Annotated in this window: 16 protein-coding genes; 7 read left to right on the top strand and 9 right to left on the bottom strand. The window is 42.7% G+C overall.

Annotated features, from left to right (window positions below; translation table 11 throughout):
* Positions 1-53 precede the first annotated feature (53 nt).
* The 4 genes from AC0VYC_RS16675 to AC0VYC_RS16690 form a co-directional block, all read right to left on the bottom strand.
* Complete coding sequence (locus AC0VYC_RS16675; RefSeq protein WP_024719272.1) at positions 54-509, bottom strand: GNAT family N-acetyltransferase; 456 nt, start codon at positions 507-509, stop codon at positions 54-56.
* Between the two features lie 109 nt (positions 510-618).
* The gene (locus AC0VYC_RS16680) at positions 619-1,227 is read right to left on the bottom strand and encodes a bifunctional 4-hydroxy-2-oxoglutarate aldolase/2-dehydro-3-deoxy-phosphogluconate aldolase (RefSeq protein WP_024719273.1); all 609 of its coding nucleotides are present in this window, start codon (positions 1,225-1,227) and stop codon (positions 619-621) included.
* The gene (locus AC0VYC_RS16685; RefSeq protein ID WP_072367379.1) at positions 1,199-2,215 is read right to left on the bottom strand and encodes a sugar kinase; all 1,017 of its coding nucleotides are present in this window, start codon (positions 2,213-2,215) and stop codon (positions 1,199-1,201) included. Before AC0VYC_RS16685 ends, AC0VYC_RS16680 begins: the two co-directional genes overlap by 29 nt.
* An 86-nt stretch (positions 2,216-2,301) precedes the next feature.
* Positions 2,302-3,312, bottom strand: coding sequence for a LacI family DNA-binding transcriptional regulator (locus AC0VYC_RS16690; RefSeq protein ID WP_024719275.1), 1,011 nt, complete (start codon positions 3,310-3,312; stop codon positions 2,302-2,304).
* A 257-nt stretch (positions 3,313-3,569) separates the two neighbouring features.
* Here AC0VYC_RS16690 and kduI point away from each other — a divergent pair, with 257 nt between their 5' ends.
* The 5 genes from kduI (at position 3,570) to AC0VYC_RS16715 (ending at position 8,992) form a co-directional block, all read left to right on the top strand.
* Entirely contained in the window at positions 3,570-4,397 is an 828-nt protein-coding gene (gene kduI, locus AC0VYC_RS16695) for a 5-dehydro-4-deoxy-D-glucuronate isomerase (protein ID WP_017368169.1), read from the top strand.
* A gap of 4 nt (positions 4,398-4,401) precedes the next feature.
* Complete coding sequence (gene kduD, locus AC0VYC_RS16700) at positions 4,402-5,175, top strand: 2-dehydro-3-deoxy-D-gluconate 5-dehydrogenase KduD (protein ID WP_058213531.1); 774 nt, start codon at positions 4,402-4,404, stop codon at positions 5,173-5,175.
* A gap of 104 nt (positions 5,176-5,279) precedes the next feature.
* Positions 5,280-6,746, top strand: coding sequence for a spore germination protein (locus tag AC0VYC_RS16705; RefSeq protein ID WP_024719277.1), 1,467 nt, complete (start codon positions 5,280-5,282; stop codon positions 6,744-6,746).
* Between the two features lie 3 nt (positions 6,747-6,749).
* Positions 6,750-7,850 carry a GerAB/ArcD/ProY family transporter gene (locus AC0VYC_RS16710; protein ID WP_024719278.1) on the top strand — a complete coding sequence of 367 codons (1,101 nt, stop codon included), beginning with the start codon at positions 6,750-6,752 and terminating at the stop codon, positions 7,848-7,850.
* Positions 7,847-8,992, top strand: a complete 1,146-nt coding sequence (locus tag AC0VYC_RS16715; protein ID WP_335350809.1) for a Ger(x)C family spore germination protein — start codon at positions 7,847-7,849, stop codon at positions 8,990-8,992. The genes AC0VYC_RS16710 and AC0VYC_RS16715 overlap by 4 nt, the downstream gene beginning before the upstream one ends.
* Positions 8,993-9,196: 204 nt before the next feature.
* Here AC0VYC_RS16715 and AC0VYC_RS16720 read toward each other — a convergent pair whose 3' ends face one another.
* Complete coding sequence (locus AC0VYC_RS16720) at positions 9,197-10,594, bottom strand: bifunctional glycosyltransferase family 2 protein/class I SAM-dependent methyltransferase (RefSeq protein WP_058337012.1); 1,398 nt, start codon at positions 10,592-10,594, stop codon at positions 9,197-9,199.
* Between the two features lie 136 nt (positions 10,595-10,730).
* Complete coding sequence (locus AC0VYC_RS16725; protein ID WP_212359743.1) at positions 10,731-12,095, bottom strand: sugar porter family MFS transporter; 1,365 nt, start codon at positions 12,093-12,095, stop codon at positions 10,731-10,733.
* 270 nt (positions 12,096-12,365) lie between these two features.
* Here AC0VYC_RS16725 and AC0VYC_RS16730 point away from each other — a divergent pair, with 270 nt between their 5' ends.
* Both AC0VYC_RS16730 and AC0VYC_RS16735 read left to right on the top strand, forming a co-directional pair.
* Positions 12,366-13,331 carry an LCP family protein gene (locus AC0VYC_RS16730; RefSeq protein WP_017360001.1) on the top strand — a complete coding sequence of 322 codons (966 nt, stop codon included), beginning with the start codon at positions 12,366-12,368 and terminating at the stop codon, positions 13,329-13,331.
* A 348-nt stretch (positions 13,332-13,679) separates the two neighbouring features.
* The gene (locus AC0VYC_RS16735) at positions 13,680-14,561 is read left to right on the top strand and encodes a Cof-type HAD-IIB family hydrolase (protein ID WP_203143770.1); all 882 of its coding nucleotides are present in this window, start codon (positions 13,680-13,682) and stop codon (positions 14,559-14,561) included.
* Positions 14,562-14,617: 56 nt separating this feature from the next.
* Here AC0VYC_RS16735 and AC0VYC_RS16740 read toward each other — a convergent pair whose 3' ends face one another.
* The 3 genes from AC0VYC_RS16740 to AC0VYC_RS16750 form a co-directional block, all read right to left on the bottom strand.
* Positions 14,618-15,841, bottom strand: coding sequence for a C40 family peptidase (locus AC0VYC_RS16740; protein ID WP_048001904.1), 1,224 nt, complete (start codon positions 15,839-15,841; stop codon positions 14,618-14,620).
* A gap of 106 nt (positions 15,842-15,947) precedes the next feature.
* Positions 15,948-16,118 carry an extrachromosomal elements maintenance protein EdmS gene (edmS, locus tag AC0VYC_RS16745; RefSeq protein ID WP_008343253.1) on the bottom strand — a complete coding sequence of 57 codons (171 nt, stop codon included), beginning with the start codon at positions 16,116-16,118 and terminating at the stop codon, positions 15,948-15,950.
* On the bottom strand, positions 16,115-17,281 hold the full coding sequence (locus AC0VYC_RS16750) for a CapA family protein (RefSeq protein WP_024718710.1): 1,167 nt from the start codon (positions 17,279-17,281) through the stop codon (positions 16,115-16,117). The genes edmS and AC0VYC_RS16750 overlap by 4 nt, the downstream gene beginning before the upstream one ends.
* Between the last annotated feature and the right edge of the window lie 9 nt (positions 17,282-17,290).

Consider the following 17,290-nt stretch of genomic DNA (forward strand, 5'->3'; position numbering starts at 1 on the left):
CATTGTTGCCGCATAAAAAAAGAGCTGCTTATAAAAGCATACTCTCTCGACCTCTATAATTCCTTTGTCATAAATAAACTGTTCGGATCTTCTTGGTATGAACCAAAAGGCGGACAATATTGAAATCCAAAGCTTTCATATAATTTTCTTGCCGGTTCAAAGAAAGCAATCGCACCTGTTTCAAGGCTCACTCTTTTATACCCCCGCCGCTTCGCCTCTTGGAGAAGGTGGGTCAACAGATGCTTCGCCACGCCTTTTCGCATATGGGCTGCTGCCGTTCTCATCGATTTGAGTTCACCATGTTCACTTGATAGCTCCTTGATGGCTCCGCAGCCAAGAAGCACCTCTCCATCCCTTGCACTCCATACTGTGACATCATGTTTTTTCAGATGGTCTAACGGAAGGGCATGAATGCTTTCTGGCGGTGAATGTTTTTTCATCTCTTCTAAATGAGCTTTAATCAATTGTTCAATTTGACCATCTTTTAGTTCATCTTGTTGAATGTACATATCGACCTCTCCTTTATGCTCATTTTATGTGAAAAGAAGCGCCTTCCCATCTTTTATGTCAGATAAACGAACAAACAACCGGTAGTCATCAGCCGGTTGTTTATGTGAACTACATGATGGTGGAAGAAAGAACAGCCTGTAATTCTTCTGCTGTACTGCTTTCAAGCTGGCTGCCGACACCTACTGCAACGGCTCCTGCTTCAAGCCACTTTGGCACATCGACTGGATGAATGCCTCCTGTTGGGATGAACTCAACCTCTGGAAACGGACCTTGCAAATTTTTCATATAGGACAAACCGAAGGAGCCGCTCGGAAAAAGCTTTAACACGCTGTATCCATTTGCTTTTGCCTGCATAATTTCACTCGGGGTCAAAACACCTGGCACGTAGAGTATATCGTGAAAAGATAGGTGCTCTCCGATAGTAGGAAGATATCCAGGGCTAACGATGAATTGAGAGCCGGCTTCAATGGCTGATTGTGCCTGCTCAAGCGTTGTAATCGTTCCAGCTCCGACAATCAAGTCGTGGTCATGCTGGTAAGATGCAATGATCCGCTCTGCATTGGGCGTGGTATATGTCACTTCGATGGCCCGCACCCCTTTTTTCTTTAAACGACCAATCATCTCTATCCCGTCTGCTTCACTACCTGCTCTGACCACCGCAATGAGTTTACAAGCTGCGAGCTTCTCTTTAACGCTCATACTTGCTGACTTTCCCATACCTCTCATCTCCCTTCATATCGTGTCGCCTTTGATATCGTTTGGCTTCTTTTATAAATGCCTGAAGCTCTTTTCGAGTCGGCAGGCCCTCGTGATCTCCTGGGGACATGACTGCAAGTGCTCCAATGGCATTGCCTCTTGTCACCGATTTTTCATATGATAATCCGTCCAGCAGACCGCTCATCACTCCCACTGCAAATCCATCACCAGCTCCGACTGTATCCACGACATGAGACACATGGAAACCATCCACTACACCTTGGCCGGATGCACTTTTGAAATAGGCTCCTTCCGCTCCCAGTTTAATGACCACAAGCTTGACGCCTTTTTGTAAATAAACATCCGCAATCGCTTCCGGCTCATGACATCCAGTGAGTCTTTGACCTTCTGCAAGCCCTGGGAAAAACCAATCTACTTGAGCAGCCATCTGGTTCACCGTATGAATCATGTCTTCTTCCTCTTCCCATAGTTGAAGTCTAAGGTTCGGGTCAAAAGAAATGGTTTTTCCTGCTTTCTTCATTTCTTTAAGGGCATGAAAAGAAAACGCTCTCATTTCACTAGACACAGCAGGCGGGATTCCGGTCATATGAAGATGTCCTGCCTGCTGAAAATAAGTGGACGGGAAATCGCTTGGGTTCAATGTGCTCGCAGCAGAGCCTTTTCGGTAGTACGTCACATCAGGGTCTCCATCGATGACTTTTGATTTAAGCAATATTCCTGTTTTGGCTCCATCATTTGAACGGAGTACTGCCTTCGTATCGACCCCTTCTTTTTGAAGCTCTTCTAAAATAAATGTACCAAGTGAGTCCGCCCCGACCTTACTCATCCAGCCTACACTAAAGCCTAATCTTGCCAAGCCGACCGCAACATTACTCTCTGCACCAGCAAGTGCTTTTTGAAACGTATGCACTTGGTGAAGCTCGCCAATTTCTTTTGCATAAAACATCGCCATTGATTCCCCAAATGTGATCACATCCAATGCTTTCAATGATTTCTCCCCTTTCTTGGTACCGGTTTCAAAACAGTTGAAAAAGAGAGAGCATGCACGTATGTATACTCTTCTCTGCCTGACGTTTATAAAGATTTTCTCACAATGATTTCTCCATCAAGTTGAATGGTCTGGGGTGCACTCTTATCCCCTTCAAGACGCGTCTTGATTTTTTGCATCGCCGCTTTCCCCATCTCATGAGATGGCTGCGCCACCGTAGTGATGCCTGGCCCGATCAGCTTATACCATTCTGTATCATCAAATCCGGCAATGCCTATCTCCTCAGGAATCTTCACCCCAAGATCGACGAGTTCACTGATGAGCTTCAGCATGAGTAATCCATTGCCTGCTAAAATCGCTTTTTTCTGATGGTTTGATTGTAAAAAACGACAAATCTCATCTCGCATTTGTTCCTTTTGCTTCAAATTGATTTCTGCAATCATAGGTGTCTTATGTTGACTCATGGCCGTCTGTTCATAGGCTTCTTTTCGTTCTTCACGTGGACTAATCCCATCGACCGGCTCAGTAAAGAAAGCGATATGTTCGTAGCCTTTTTCATACATTTGGTGAAGTAGACGAGCCGTGATGTCACGGTTATTCGTTGTGACGGTATCGACCTTGAGTTCAGGTAACTTACGGTCAACAAGAACAATCGGTACACCGTTTTGCTTAAAGTCTTGCAAAATGTCATTGTTTTGACCGGTCGTATTAATGATCAGCCCTTCAATATAATGCGCATTCAGCTTCAGAAGCATTTCTCGTTCTTTTTCTGGACGATTATCTGTGTTGCACACCATAATGCTGTATCCATATTCATCACAAATCTCTTCCACACCACGAAGTGTCGCAACAGAGAATGGATTCGTAATATCAGCCACAATAAAACCAATGACCTTGCTCTTTCTTACTTTCAATCCTTGGGCAAGCTGACTCGGACGGTAATGGAGCTCCTCAATGGCTTTTTTAATCTTTTTTACCTTTTCAGGAGAAATTTCATTTGTTCTGCCATTGATGTATCTGGATACCGTTGATTTTGAGACACCTGCATATGCTGCAACTTCGTTAATGGTGACTTTCGTTTGCTTTTTCTCTTTCATACAAAAAACTCCCAAGATTGATCTTCTCATTTGTTTCGAAACCGATTTCAAATAAACTTAAAAAAAGCATACCACAAGTTGAACTGTATCAGAAGATTTTTTTCATGAACATGAAGAAAAAAAGCTTTTATACAATTAAAGAAAGCGATTTCAAATTAACGGTTGACGCCGCTCTCTTTTTCCTCTAGAATTTTCCTTGAAACCGATACCAAATAAAACAATCATATGTTTCAGATGGAAAGGGAGGCTTATCTCAAATGGAAAATCGTTATGCTGTACATCCTGAGCAGGTCAAGCGTTTTACAACAGAGGAACTTCGTCGTCATTTTCATATTCCGACACTCTTTGTCAGTGGTGAATTGAAGCTATATTATTCGCATGAGGACCGTGTGGTGATTGGCGGTGTTATGCCGACATCAGAACCGATCAAGCTAGATGCCGGCGACTTTTTACGTACAGAATATTTCCTTGAAAGACGGGAAATTGGCATTGTGAATGTCGGCGGCCAAGGTACGGTTACAGTCGATGGTGAGTCATTTGTGCTGGAGCATAAAGATTTCTTATATATTGGACTTGGACACGAACATGTACAGTTTGCTAGTTCATCAGGTGAGCAGGCCAAATTTTATCTTGTGTCAGCCACAGCTCATAGAGCGTATCCGACACAAAAGGCTGCGATTGCTGAATTAACACCGAATCATTTAGGGGAAGCATCCGCCTCGAACGTACGGAATCTGTATCAGGTCATTCATGCAGACGGCATCCAAAGCTGCCAGCTTATGATGGGCATCACTCAGCTTGAAACCAATAACACATGGAACACGATGCCTGCTCATATACATGACCGGCGGATGGAAGTGTACTTATATCTTGATATAGAGGAAGACGCACGTGTCTTTCATTTTATGGGGGAGCCATCTGAAACGAGACATCTCGTTGTAGCAAATGAAGAAGCCGTCATCTCACCTGCCTGGTCCATTCATTCAGGCTCAGGTACCGCAAATTATTCATTTATTTGGGCAATGGCGGGAGAAAACTATACGTTTAAAGATATGGACTTTGTCCCGATGGACCAGCTGAGGTAATGAGATGACAACGACATCATATGTAGCGTCCCTCTTTTCCCTCGAAGGCAAAACAGCTCTTGTCACAGGTCCTGGAACTGGTATTGGGCAAGGTATTGCCGTAGCGCTTGCCCGTTCAGGTGCAGATATCATCGGCACCTACCACCATACGCCGCTTGATGAAACAAAAGAACTTGTCGAACAGACCGGCAGATCATTTCATGCGATTCAAGTAGACTTTGCAGATCCTAAGTCCGCAAAGCGGGATGTTGATGCCCTTTTAAAACAGCATTCAATTGATATTTTGATCAATAATGCTGGGACCATTAAAAGAGAAGAGGCTGCTCAATATTCAGAGGAAAACTGGCATACTGTCATGGATGTGAATATCAACAGTCTCTTTTTCCTCACGCAAAAGGTCGGACAGCAGATGCTGAAAAAAGGGCAAGGGAAAATTGTCAATATCGCTTCCCTTCTATCATTTCAAGGCGGTGTCTTTGTTCCCGCTTATACAGCAAGTAAGCATGCTGTCGCAGGTTTGACGAAAGCTTTTGCAAATGAATGGGCAAGTCAGCATATTCAGGTCAATGCGATCGCGCCTGGTTATATTGCAACCAATAACACGCAAGCCATTCGTGACGATGCGAACCGGAATGAAGAGATTCTGAAACGAATCCCCGCTGGACGCTGGGGACGGCCTGAAGATCTAGCAGGTGCCGCCGTCTTTCTCAGCTCCCCTGCCTCTGATTATATGAACGGTCATATTTTAGCCGTAGATGGCGGCTGGCTGGCGAGATAAACATGTGAAGAGAATTCCTATTTTAGGGGATTCTCTTTTTTCTATTTGCATAATTCTTCTCCTTCCGAGTCACTCTATAAAAAAAGACATGAGGGTGAGGTATTATGAAAAGTCGTATTGAACAAGATATAGAGTCCGTCATTCAGCGTGTCAAAAGCTTTGCCGGCAAAAGTGATGATATCGTGTTCCACTCTTTTTCATTTGGTCCTTCCGCTGTCTCTGCATGTCTCGTGTACGTTGAAGGACTCACAGAATTTGAGATGCTTTCCAAACAAATTATTTCACCTATGCAAAAGGAACTGACCATCACTGAGGTCGACCACACCACACTTTCTCTCCTTTCTAAAACGTTCTTTGGTATTCAAAATGATGTGCTGGAAGATATGAACCTTGCCATCGAGCAGTTATACAGCGGCAGGGCTATTTTATTTGTGGATAGGGCCACTCAAGCGCTTGCGCTCCATACGAATCTTTTTCAATTTAGAGAAGTAGAGGAGCCGCAATCAGAAGTCCTTGTTAGAGGACCAAGGATTGGATTTATTGAAAATCTTGAAAAAAACACGGCATTGCTTCGTGAAAGAGCAAACGATCCGAACCTTGTCATTCAAAAGGTAAACATAGGAACTCGCAACAAGAAATCTGCTGCTCTTGTGTATGTTCGTGATATCGCAGACCCCAAACTAGTAGATGATGTCTTCTCTCGTATGAAGCAAATCAAAATGGATGATATTCCTGAGAGCGGCTACATAGAACAGCTGATTGAAGACAGTCATATCTCTATTTTCCCGCAGATTCAAAATACAGAACGTCCTGATCGGGTGATTGCCTCTGTGTTAGAAGGAAAGGTGTCTATTTTGCTCGATGGGACGCCGTTTGCCCTCATTATGCCGATGACTCTCACTGCCTTGATGCAATCACCGGAGGATTATTATCAAAGATGGACAAGTGCGACTCTTTTGCGTTTGCTCCGTTATATTGCCGTGCTTTTGACGATCTTTTTACCGGGACTCTATATCGCCCTTGTTTCCTATCATCCTGGTTTATTACCAACACGAATGGCACTTACCATCGCAGGCAGCCGGCAAAATGTGCCCTTTCCTCCTGTAGTGGAAGCCATTTTGATGTCGTTTACGATTGAACTGCTGCGGGAAGCTGGACTTCGTCTTCCTAGGGCGATCGGGCAGACGATTGGACTGATTGGCGGCGTCATTATTGGACAGGCGGCTGTCCAAGCCAATATCGTCAGTGCCTTAATGGTCATTATTGTGTCTCTGACGGCACTAGCCGATTTCACTGCTCCATCATATGATTTCAGCTTCCCCTTACGCATTCTGCGGTTTATGGCGATCTTCAGTTCAGCCATGTTTGGATTATACGGCCTCATCATGTGTTATTTATTTGTACTTTGTCACTTGATGCAGCTAAAGACCTTTGGTTTTGACTATTTCACACCTGTTTTGTCTTCACCGTTTTCAGATTTAAAAGATACGTACGTTCGTTTACCAATAGGGCTATTTAAATCAAGACCGAAAACAGCCAAGACAAAAAATCTCAAAAGACAAGGAGAGTAAACGATGTACAGAGCTGAGAAGCTATCATTGTTACAAGTCACCATTCTGTGCAGTTCTACAATGATAGGCGCTGGAATTTTAACCATTCCACGCAGTTCTGCCAATTCAGGATTCCCTGATGGCTGGATCATTGTATTAATACAGGGAGTCATCTTTGCTTTCGTTGCTTTTTTGCTAGGTTGGATTGCTGAGAAGAATGCACCGGATACCATTTTTGAATCGAATACAAAAGGAGCCGGTGCCTTCTTTGGCACGATCTTTAACCTAATGCTGATCGGTTATTTACTAGCCATTGTTGGCTTTGAGGCGCGTGTACTAGGGGAAGTGGTTCAATTTTTCCTGCTGCAATCGACCCCGATGACCGTGATTGTGATGATTTTTTTACTGGTGGCCACCTATCATTTAAAAAGCGGAATTTTTCCGGTAGTGAAAATGGTGACATATATTTATCCGATGACCATGATCATTTACATTGGGCTCATGCTGTTTAGTTTGAAAATATTTGATTTTGATTACTTACGCCCAGTGATGGCGCACGGGTTTAAAGATTTTAGTAATTTGTTCTCTCAAACATTTATTCAATTTACAGGCTTTGAAGTCATTTTGTTTGTCGTACCGCTTATCTATAAAGACAAATGGTCAAAAGCGAAATGGGCCGCAGCGATCGGTGTAGGGATCACCACACTTATTTACTCCCTCACGCTCTTTATTGTGATTGGTTCCATGACGGTTGGAGAAACGAAATCACTCACCTGGCCCACTGTCTCCCTCATTCAAGCGCTAGAACTAGAAGGGGTCTTCATTGAACGCTTTGATATTTTCTTACTGACGATCTGGACGTGCCAGCAGTTTATTTGTATGCTTGGCTTTTTCCAATTTGCTATTAAAGGCTGTCAAACGGTTTTTAAGACAACCAATTTAACGAGACTGCTATGGTTGCTGTTTTTGCTGACCTCAGCTCTCTCTCTTTTTCCGAGAAATATCAATGAAGTCTTTTACTACTCGACTTTACTCGGCTATGCATTATTCGCTGTGTTAGCGATTCCTTTTTTAACAGCTGTTCTGCTCATGATACGTAAAAAATGGGGAGGTCGATCTGCATGAAAGGACGGCGTTTATGGCTCACCTTTCTGTCTTGCTGTCTTTTGATTTTATCGACAGGCTGCTGGGACTTAAAGGATATTGAGAAATTATCGTTTGTACGCGGTGTTGGCATTGACGAGGAAGATGATAACGGAGTCAAACTCACCTATCAAAACCTTGTCCCTAAAATGGGCGGAACACAAGAAGCAGATTCCCCTGGCTATGTGAATGTCGTCTCAAAGGGGAAAAATGTACTGGAAGCAGTCAGCAATGTCGCTTTGAAGGACCCGCCGATTTACAGTGATCACCTCAAAATCTTTTTGTTTGGCAAAAATCAAGCCGAGCATCATGATATTCAAGGAACACTCAACCACTTTATACGAGATGATGAGGTTCGAAGAAGCAGCTACCTCTTAGTGTCACGGCATGAGGCTTCAAAAGTCATCAATCAAAAATTAAAATCACAACAAAAGGTGCCAGTTGAGCATATTTTTGAAACATCAAAAAACCGGAGCTTTAACGGGAAGATTTTACTGCCAACACGTATTGGCCGAGCGTCGGATTACTTTCAGATGGGTACAAGCTTTCTTGTCCAAAGTGTGGATGTCGTAAATGGAGAACTCACCTATGATGGTGCAGGCATTATCCATGGAAAAACACGAAAGCTGATAGGATTCATACCAGCAAAAGATGTCCAATCTTTAAACTGGGTCATGAATCGCATCTCAGGCGGAGTCGTACCCGCCACCTACAAAGGCTTTCCGATTACGTATGAAATCAAGAAAGCAAAATCAAAGATTGAACCCTATCTGAAGAACGGAAAGATTTCCTTTAAAATTAGTGTACAAACAAACGGGAAACTATCAGAAGATCAATATCCCCCTGAAAACTCATACGATGAGCAATACATCAAACGATTTGAGCGCATTTTTGAACGCAAAATCAAAGAGCGCATTCAAAAAGCTGTCCACCACATGCAAAAAGAAGTTGGTGTTGACCCGATCCTTTTAAATCGACAGGTGCGCATCAAGTATCCAGACTTTTGGGATCAGCACCGCAATGAATGGGATACACTATTTCAAGAAGTAGACATTGCATATGACGTAAAAGTGAGCATTTTGAACTTTGGTGCAGAAGGCGCAACGAAAAGCTTTAAATGGTAGCACAAAAGGCGGTCATCCGCCTTAGATGGTTGACAAAGGGCTAAAATGAACTTTGTTTTAGCCCTTTGTCTTCTTTTCAGCGTGATAGAAAACCTTTGCAGTCTAGGAAGGACGAGTACCGGAGCGGAGCGAATGAAGGATTCGCGAGCACCGGCGCGCAGGACTGACAAAGAATGCGAGGGTTTGCCTACACGCTGAGGCGGATTATCCGGAGGGGGAACCGCCTTTTTTACGTGCAACGATCAAAAGCTGATAGAGCGTCACTTGATCAGATAATGCTTTTGTTTGAAAGCCAAGTGACTCTCCTACTCTCGCCACTTCGTCAAAAAACAATTGAACGTTTTGATCAATTGGCACATTGATCGGCTGTTCAATCACGCGATGAAACAAATGGTCTGGAAAGAGCGCCCGCATTGTGTTTGGTGTGAAAAATCTCATATGTGTTCGATCTAAAATCCCCACATCTTGATACGTAAAATCACCTGCCATTAAAGGCAGCAGTACTTCCGCATGCATCATATTAGGTAAGCAGCAAATGATCACGCCACCTGGTTTTAAAGACGCATGCGCTTGAGCTATCAACTGCCATGGGTCTGACACATGCTCTAACACATCAGAAAAGATCACAGCATCAAAAAAAGCTTCTTTCTCTGACCAAGGATACGCCTCCGCTTTTGTCTCAATCACTTCTTTGTAATACGCCTTTGCCATCTCTGCTTTTAATGCATCCGCCTCTACTCCGTACATGTCAACGGACTGCCGGTTGATCAGTTCAAGTCCTGTCGCCCCAGCACCACAGCCAACATCCAGCACACATCCGGCATCCTCAGGGAGCAGTGTTGCAAAATATGGATGGGGCGTTATCAGATTTAAATCAATGCCCCATTTATCTAAAAAACGAAGCCTGTTCTCCGCAAACAATGTAGAGATGTTCGTTTCTTCATTGGCATTGAAGGTAGCATGACCGTGATGATGCACAAAAGAATCATGGACGATTTGCAGCTGGTATCCCTTCAGCAACGAACGCAGACAAAGGTCATCATCCTCAAATGATCCATATACAAATCGCTCATCAAATAACCCTACATCCTCGATCAGCTCTCTTTTGACCAGCAGACAAAAACCAACAAGTCTATGCACATATGTTCTTTGACCTTTTCTCGAAGCCGTATATGCCTTCGCAAAGGCAGGAAGCTCCTTCACATCTGTGTAAGATGGCTGAACGAGCTGAGGACCACTCACATAATTGGAGACAGGGCCTACCATGCCAATACGATCTGATGCAAAAAGGGCTTCTCTTAAAGGCAAAAGCCAGTTTTCGGTCACAATCGTGTCGTTATTTAAAAAAAGAAGACTATCTCCTGTTGCTTTTTTCGCCCCTTGGTTACAGCCCTTGGCAAAGCCTTGATTCTTCTCGTTGTCAATCAACACGACATCTTCCAGTTGTCTCACATATTCCTTTGTTCCGTCTGATGAAGCATTATCCACGATAATGAGTTCATATTCATCACGCCGAGTATGCTTCTTGATACTGTCGATACATTTTTTCGTTAGGTGCAATTCATTGTACGTCAGCATCACAATGCTCGTTTTTCCTTTCATCTCATTTCCACCTTTCGCCCGCCTGTTCCATATGTATGTCATAGGCAGCACGTTCAGAAGATGAGTGATTGTCCTTTCTTGATTAAACGTTTGTTTAACAAAGGAAGACCAGCTGCCTCATGCAGCTGGTCTTTTTTCAAACCGTTTCCCCTTCGTCATTCACGACGGCACGGTTTCTCTTTTTTAAATCTTCTTCAATCTCTTCAAGACTTTTCCCTTTCGTTTCTGTGACTAAATATTTCACAAATAAGAAGGCACCTATGCCAATGGCTGCATAAATAAGGAAAAGGTTACTGATGCCAATTGCACTTAACAAGGTTGGGAATGTGAGCGAGATGATCAAATTCCCTGTATGCAGTAGGAAGGTCGATACCCCCGTACCAATTCCCCGGACATGTACCGGGAACAGCTCCGGCAGCATCACCCATACGACCGGGCCCCAGCTGACAGCAAAAATGACGATGAAAAGTCCTAAACATATAATCGTTGTCCACCCTGCAGCTGTTGATCCCTCGAAAAAACGATTGACCACTGCTAGAACAATCAAACTAAGAACCATCCCTACATTTCCAAATAGGAGTAACGCTTTCCGCCCGACACGATCAATGATTTTAATCGCAACAAACGTCATGACAACATTGACTGCACCAATTCCTACAGTTCCTAAAATGGCTGCTGAATCGCCAAAGCCGACACTTGTGAATGTTTTTGGTGCATAATAAATGATCGTATTTGTCCCAATAAACTGCTGTAAAAAGGCTAAGCCGACACCAGCAATTAAAGCGGGGCGCACCCATGGCTCGAGTAATTCCTTAAGACCGCCTTTTTCTTCACTTTCTGCTTTTTGAATATCCGCAATTTCGTCTTCAACTTCTTGCTTACTTTGTCTAAGTTTTGACAATATTTCTTTCGCTCGGTCCGCCTGTCCTTGGACAAACAGCCAGCGAGGACTTTCTGGCATAAACAAAATACCACATAACAAGAGCACAGAAGGAACAACGGCAATTCCAAGCATCAGACGCCATGCCTCTGCATCTGCTAAAACGTAGTTCACAATATAGGCAAGAAGAATACCAAATGTGATCATGAGTTGGTTTAATGAGGAAAGTGCCCCTCTTGAATCCTTTGGCGCAAGTTCAGATAAATACAATGGAACAATCGTCGTCGAGCATCCGACAGCAAGTCCTAGCACGATTCGGAATAAAACCATGACCTCCGTATTCGGTGCAAGGGCTGTTCCAAATCCGCCGATAATAAATAAGATGGCTGCGGCGATTATCGCTTTTTTCCGTCCGAATTGATCTGTCAGTTTTCCAGAAAGAGAAGACCCGAGCATCGCCCCAATTAAAATCGAGCTGACCACAAGTCCCTCTGTAAATGCATTTAAACCTAAATCCTCTTTCATAAATAAGATAGCGCCAGAAATGACACCTGTATCGTAACCATATAAGGCGCCGCCAAGTGCGCCGAAGAAATAAAGCCACCCATTCCGATTTTTCATGATCATAACCCCTCTTTTATCTATGTAATGACTAGATGTTTCTCTATGAAAAATCATTTTCCTCACTTCCTGTCATTTCAAACATTTCGATGTTTTATGACAAATATATTTCATTTGCGTATCATTGAAACTTTTTTAGATAAGGAAACGTCAATTAAGCGTTAGTGAAAAAAATGTCGCACTATATCCCGTTTTAAGGTATATTTGTTTTAGTTTGTAAGCAGGAAGAAGGACATCTTTACTATAAAATCATAGCGAGGGTTTAAATATATGGATCAAACAAGAAGTAAACGCAAAGGCAAAAAGCGTTTAAAACCATGGGTGAAAGTCACTCTTTTTATTTTTGGTATTCTTTTACTGACAACCGCTTCTGTCACCGGCTATGCCTACTATAAAGTGACATCGGCTGCGAAAAAAGCACAAGTCTCTCTAGACCGCGGTGCACAATCTGTCAAACGGATTGAAGCATTTGATCCTGGGAAAGACAGCTTTTCTGTCTTGCTGCTTGGCATTGACAGCAGACCAGGCGAAACCGTCAAACAAGCACGAAGCGATGCAATGGTATTAGCGACAGTAAATCGTACGAATAAAACCGTGAAATTATTAAGTATTCCAAGGGACTCATATGTTAATATTCCAGGTCATGGTTATGACAAAATTACACATGCACACGCATTTGGTGATGCAGACCTCACGGTGAGTACAGTTGAGAATTTACTAGATATCCCTGTCGACTTTGTGATTGAAAGTAATTTCAAAGCATTTAAGGAAATTGTGAATGAATTGAATGGTGTTTCCGTTAACATTAAAGATGAATATGTTGTGAAACAGATTCTTAAAGATACAAAGGGCAAAGTTCAGCTGCAAACGGGTACTCACACACTAGATGGTAATCAAGCTCTCGCTTATGTGAGAACAAGAAAAGCAGACAGTGATCTCATGCGCGGACAGCGTCAAATGGAAGTTTTAAAAGCCATTTTCGATAAATCAAAATCAGTAACGTCTATTCCGTCTTATGACAATATCATAGATACTCTAGGTGATAACGTCTCAACTAACCTGTCAATGAAAGAACTAGTCGGTCTTTTCCCACTACTCACTTCATTGAAATCTGTTGATACGATTCAACTAAAAGGATCTGATTACCAGCCAAATGGCGTTTATTATTACCAATTGGATCAAAACCAACTGAACGAAGTCAAAACGGAATTGAAGAAACAGCTTGAATTATCATAAAAACAGAAAGCGTCCTTTTGGGCGCTTTTTATGTGTTGAAAAAGGTGTTTGCCCTTTTTCTTCTTTTAAGCGTGATAGAAAACCTTTGCAGTCTAGGAAGGACGAGCACCGGAGCAGAGCGAATTTGACATTCGTGAGCACCGGAGCGCAGGACTGACAAAGAATGCGAGGGTTTGTCTACACGCTAAAAGCGTCCTTTTGGGCGCTTTTTCTTATATCCTTGATCAATTGACCATTTTTGTTTAGCCTTAAAGAGAGGAATCCACGATCCGACTCTTTCATGAGAATGAAGGAAATCGTACATACTTTGAAGAGGCTATTGCATGAATGAAGGAGGATATAACAGCAATGAAAAAAATGATTGCGATTGATTTAGACGGTACACTCTTAAATACGAAAAGTGAAATATCCGCTCAAAACCGGCAAGCATTGATTCGTGCGAAGGAAGCTGGATATATTGTGACCATTTGTACAGGGCGCGCGACTTTTGATGTAAAAGAGCTTCTTGGGGATTTAGACATTCCCATTATTGCGGCAAATGGAGGAACTGTCCATACAGAAGGGTACAAGCTCTTCAGCAGAATCACCCTTGATCAAGAAGCTGGAAGACGTGCTGCAAAGGAATTAGTGGAACGGAACATTTATTTCGAGGTCTATACAGACGATGCCCTCCTTTCCCCATTTGATGGAAAAGAAAAGCTCAAAGCTGAATTTGATATGATCAAAAGCGCCAATCCTCATGAGGATGTAGCTGATTTATGGGAAGGGGCGATGACTCAATTTAAACAGTTTGGCATCAAACCTGTCGATGACATCCGTCAAATTTTCGAGTCGAATGAACCAACTTATAAATTACTATGCTTCTCCTTTGATATGAATAAGCTGCAAGAAGCACGAGATCTTCTTTCTAAGATGCCTGAGCTCTCCTTGACCTCATCTGGAGAACATATCATTGAGGTACTGCCAAAAGAGTCAGGTAAAGGACATGCCCTCAAAAAACTTGCAGCCCATTATGGCGTAGACTCATCCGATATTTATGCGATCGGTGATAGCCCCAATGATCTATCCATGTTCGATGAAGCAGGACACAGGATAGCGATGGGGAATGCGGTGGATGTCATTAAAGAACAAAGCACCTATATCACAAAAGGCAACCATGAAGATGGCGTCGCCTATTTTATTGATCTGCTTTTGCAGAATCAATTTCAAGAAAAAAAGACGCTTGTCTGATCAGCGCCTAGTGAGAAGTCGAGAAGTCCGATCCGAGCATTGATCGGGCTTTTTCTTTATTTTTTGATTCTAACGGCCGTCTCATATTTATCCTTCCAATACGTACTTGTTTTCATATTGGTAATGACAACGCCATTTGAAACCGTCACATGAATGACTTGATTTGAACCAGCATAAATGGCTGGCATCAACGAAGTCCCTTTAAAAAAGACAAGATCTCCTGGCTTTAGTTCCGATCGTTTTACAGGTGTACCTGCTTTAACTTGTCCCGGTGCATAGCGAGGCATCTCAATTCCAAGCACTTCTTGATAGATATACTGCGTGAATCCTGCTGTATCAAAGCCTTGCTTTGGGCTCGCACCACCTTTTACATAAGGTACTTCTCCAATATACGTAGCGGCTTTTGATACGACTGGGTCTTCTTTCGCTAGTTTCAGCTCAGTTAATCGTTTCGCACCTGTCCATTTCTCACGCCAATACGATTCAGACAAATAAGAAATCGTCACACTTTCCGAACGGCTCGCATGAATAAAGCGGTCTCCTCCGATGTACATTCCTACATGTGAAATTCCTTTTTTATACGTGTTGCTAAAAAAAACAAAGTCTCCAGGCCGAATATCGTCTCGTGCTACTTTCTCTCCAACCATCCATTGCTGCTCAGCACTTCTTGGTAAATAAATCCCAAGTGATTTTTCAAATAAATATTGTAAAAAACCTGAACAATCGAATCCTACTTTTGGATCTGATGCCCCGAATACATAAGGGATTCCTAAATATTTCATCGCATCTTTCACCAGTTGATCATCCGACATCTCTTGGGAGACAGGCAGCCGTTTGACCGCATAGAACCGATCGGTCCAATATTTACTTTTGCTGACATCTGTTTTCACCACCCCTTGACTGAGTGTGATGTGGATCACTTGATCATTTCCAGCGTACAAAGCAACGTGTGTCGGGATGTCTTTTGTTTCTTCAAGACTGCGAAAATAGACAAGGTCTCCGGGCTTCGCTTTTCCCCATGATACGTTTTCACCGATTTGGTATTGATCGATCACCTTTCGCGGCAAATCAAATGCACCTGTTGTTTTGTATACATATTGTATAAAGCCAGAAGCATCAAAGCCCGTTTTCGGATCGATTCCTCCTTTATGATAAGGCGTACCTATCAGCGTTTCCGCTTGTTTTAAAGGAGATGTTGTTTGAGCAGACACCTCTGTTTGAGACATAAACATAAGTCCTACAATGGCACATCCTCCAAGCAGTATTCCTTTCCATTTCATCCTCTCTTCCTCCTTTCTTTTATAGTTTCGACATGACCCCTTTCATTTTACACCTTTTTCCGTCAAAAAAGAGCACGCCTCGCGTGCTCTTTTCATCATCATTTCTTTATTTACTCGCTTCCGCTTTTGACTGCTTTTGCTGTTCAATTTTCTGCATTTCAACCGAGATCTTTTGTTTCTCATGATCTGTGAGGCTGTCACTAAATTTAAAAGCAGACATAAAGACAAAGACTAAAATTAACGCAACAAACGGCCAGCTTGCTTTAAGGAATTTCATTTTTTATCCTTCCCCTCGTTTTCTTTTAATGTTTGAACTTTATCAGAATGATCGACTTCAAAGAAAATATGTCCGTCTTTTTCTTTCCAATCCGCATTCGTGCCATTTGTCAGCATACGGATAATCGATTTTGATTCAAGAGATCCTGCTTTAACTGGAGCAGGTGTCGCTTCTTTGATGTACATTGGAACCACTTCAAATGTCGCTTTTCCATCTTCATTCAGATGATACTGAACAATGGCAGAGTCACGTGTTCTTGACCAGCCTTGGTCAAAAATAAAGTTCCCCAAGCTATAGAAAATCGCTGTTCCGTTATAGACTTCCATCGGCTCAAGAACGTGCGGGTGTGCACCGATAATGATATCAGCACCAGCCTTTGACATCGCTCTTGCCAGCTCTCTTTGTCTGTCGTTTACTTCATTGTTATATTCCTGTCCCCAGTGCGCATGAACAACAACGATATCTGCCTTTTCAGCAGCTTGTGAAATCATCGGAATAAAGATAGATGGATCAGCTGGCAGAATACCTGCCTTGCGATTTGTTGCTTTAAAATCTTTTCCATATACATCTGTGAAACCAAGGGTAGCGATTTTAACGCCATTCACTTCTTTGTATGAAATGTTCTGCTTCGCATCTTTGACGTTGCGCCCTGCCCCTGTATAATCCATGTCAGCTTTTTCAAAGGCATCAATCGTGTTATTTAAGCCTTTTTCACCGTAGTCTGCTGCATGGTTATTCGCAAAGTTTAGTACAGAGAAATTCAAATCCTTTAACGCTTGTACAGAATCTTCATCTGTTTTCAAATGAATATTCTTTTGTGCTGCCTGTTCCTTATCTGAAGCCACTGGATGCTCAAAATTCCCAGTTACATAATCTGATACATCAAAATACGGCTTCGCATAGCGGAACAGGTGCTGCTTTCCATAGCGGTCTGTGACTTTCTCTACATTTCTTCCAAACATAATATCTCCGACAAACGAAGCGGTCAGGATGTTTTCTGGATTCTTTTCTACAGTTGGTACTTGTGCTTTCCCGATAAATGTAAATAGAAATGTACAAGCAATGACAATCGGTAAAGCAATCAGTACGTGTTTATTCGTCTTTTTCTTTTGGTTCTTTGTGATTTTCAGCAGCTTTTCCTGAAAGCTCAATTTTTTATTCATCATTGGACA

This window comes from Bacillus sp. iso_77 (genome assembly GCF_056173625.1).

Bases quoted from the DNA above. Each gene is read 5' to 3' on its own strand.
- AC0VYC_RS16675 (WP_024719272.1), bottom strand. From the start codon at position 509: ATGTACATTCAACAAGATGAACTAAAAGATGGTCAAATTGAACAATTG.
- AC0VYC_RS16680 (WP_024719273.1), bottom strand. From the start codon at position 1,227: ATGGGAAAGTCAGCAAGTATGAGCGTTAAAGAGAAGCTCGCAGCTTGT.
- AC0VYC_RS16690 (WP_024719275.1), bottom strand. From the start codon at position 3,312: ATGAAAGAGAAAAAGCAAACGAAAGTCACCATTAACGAAGTTGCAGCA.
- kduI (WP_017368169.1), top strand. From the start codon at position 3,570: ATGGAAAATCGTTATGCTGTACATCCTGAGCAGGTCAAGCGTTTTACA.
- kduD (WP_058213531.1), top strand. From the start codon at position 4,402: ATGACAACGACATCATATGTAGCGTCCCTCTTTTCCCTCGAAGGCAAA.
- AC0VYC_RS16705 (WP_024719277.1), top strand. From the start codon at position 5,280: ATGAAAAGTCGTATTGAACAAGATATAGAGTCCGTCATTCAGCGTGTC.
- AC0VYC_RS16710 (WP_024719278.1), top strand. From the start codon at position 6,750: ATGTACAGAGCTGAGAAGCTATCATTGTTACAAGTCACCATTCTGTGC.
- AC0VYC_RS16715 (WP_335350809.1), top strand. From the start codon at position 7,847: ATGAAAGGACGGCGTTTATGGCTCACCTTTCTGTCTTGCTGTCTTTTG.
- AC0VYC_RS16720 (WP_058337012.1), bottom strand. From the start codon at position 10,594: ATGAAAGGAAAAACGAGCATTGTGATGCTGACGTACAATGAATTGCAC.
- AC0VYC_RS16725 (WP_212359743.1), bottom strand. From the start codon at position 12,095: ATGAAAAATCGGAATGGGTGGCTTTATTTCTTCGGCGCACTTGGCGGC.
- AC0VYC_RS16730 (WP_017360001.1), top strand. From the start codon at position 12,366: ATGGATCAAACAAGAAGTAAACGCAAAGGCAAAAAGCGTTTAAAACCA.
- AC0VYC_RS16735 (WP_203143770.1), top strand. From the start codon at position 13,680: ATGAAAAAAATGATTGCGATTGATTTAGACGGTACACTCTTAAATACG.
- AC0VYC_RS16740 (WP_048001904.1), bottom strand. From the start codon at position 15,841: ATGAAATGGAAAGGAATACTGCTTGGAGGATGTGCCATTGTAGGACTT.
- edmS (WP_008343253.1), bottom strand. From the start codon at position 16,118: ATGAAATTCCTTAAAGCAAGCTGGCCGTTTGTTGCGTTAATTTTAGTC.
- AC0VYC_RS16750 (WP_024718710.1), bottom strand. From the start codon at position 17,281: ATGAATAAAAAATTGAGCTTTCAGGAAAAGCTGCTGAAAATCACAAAG.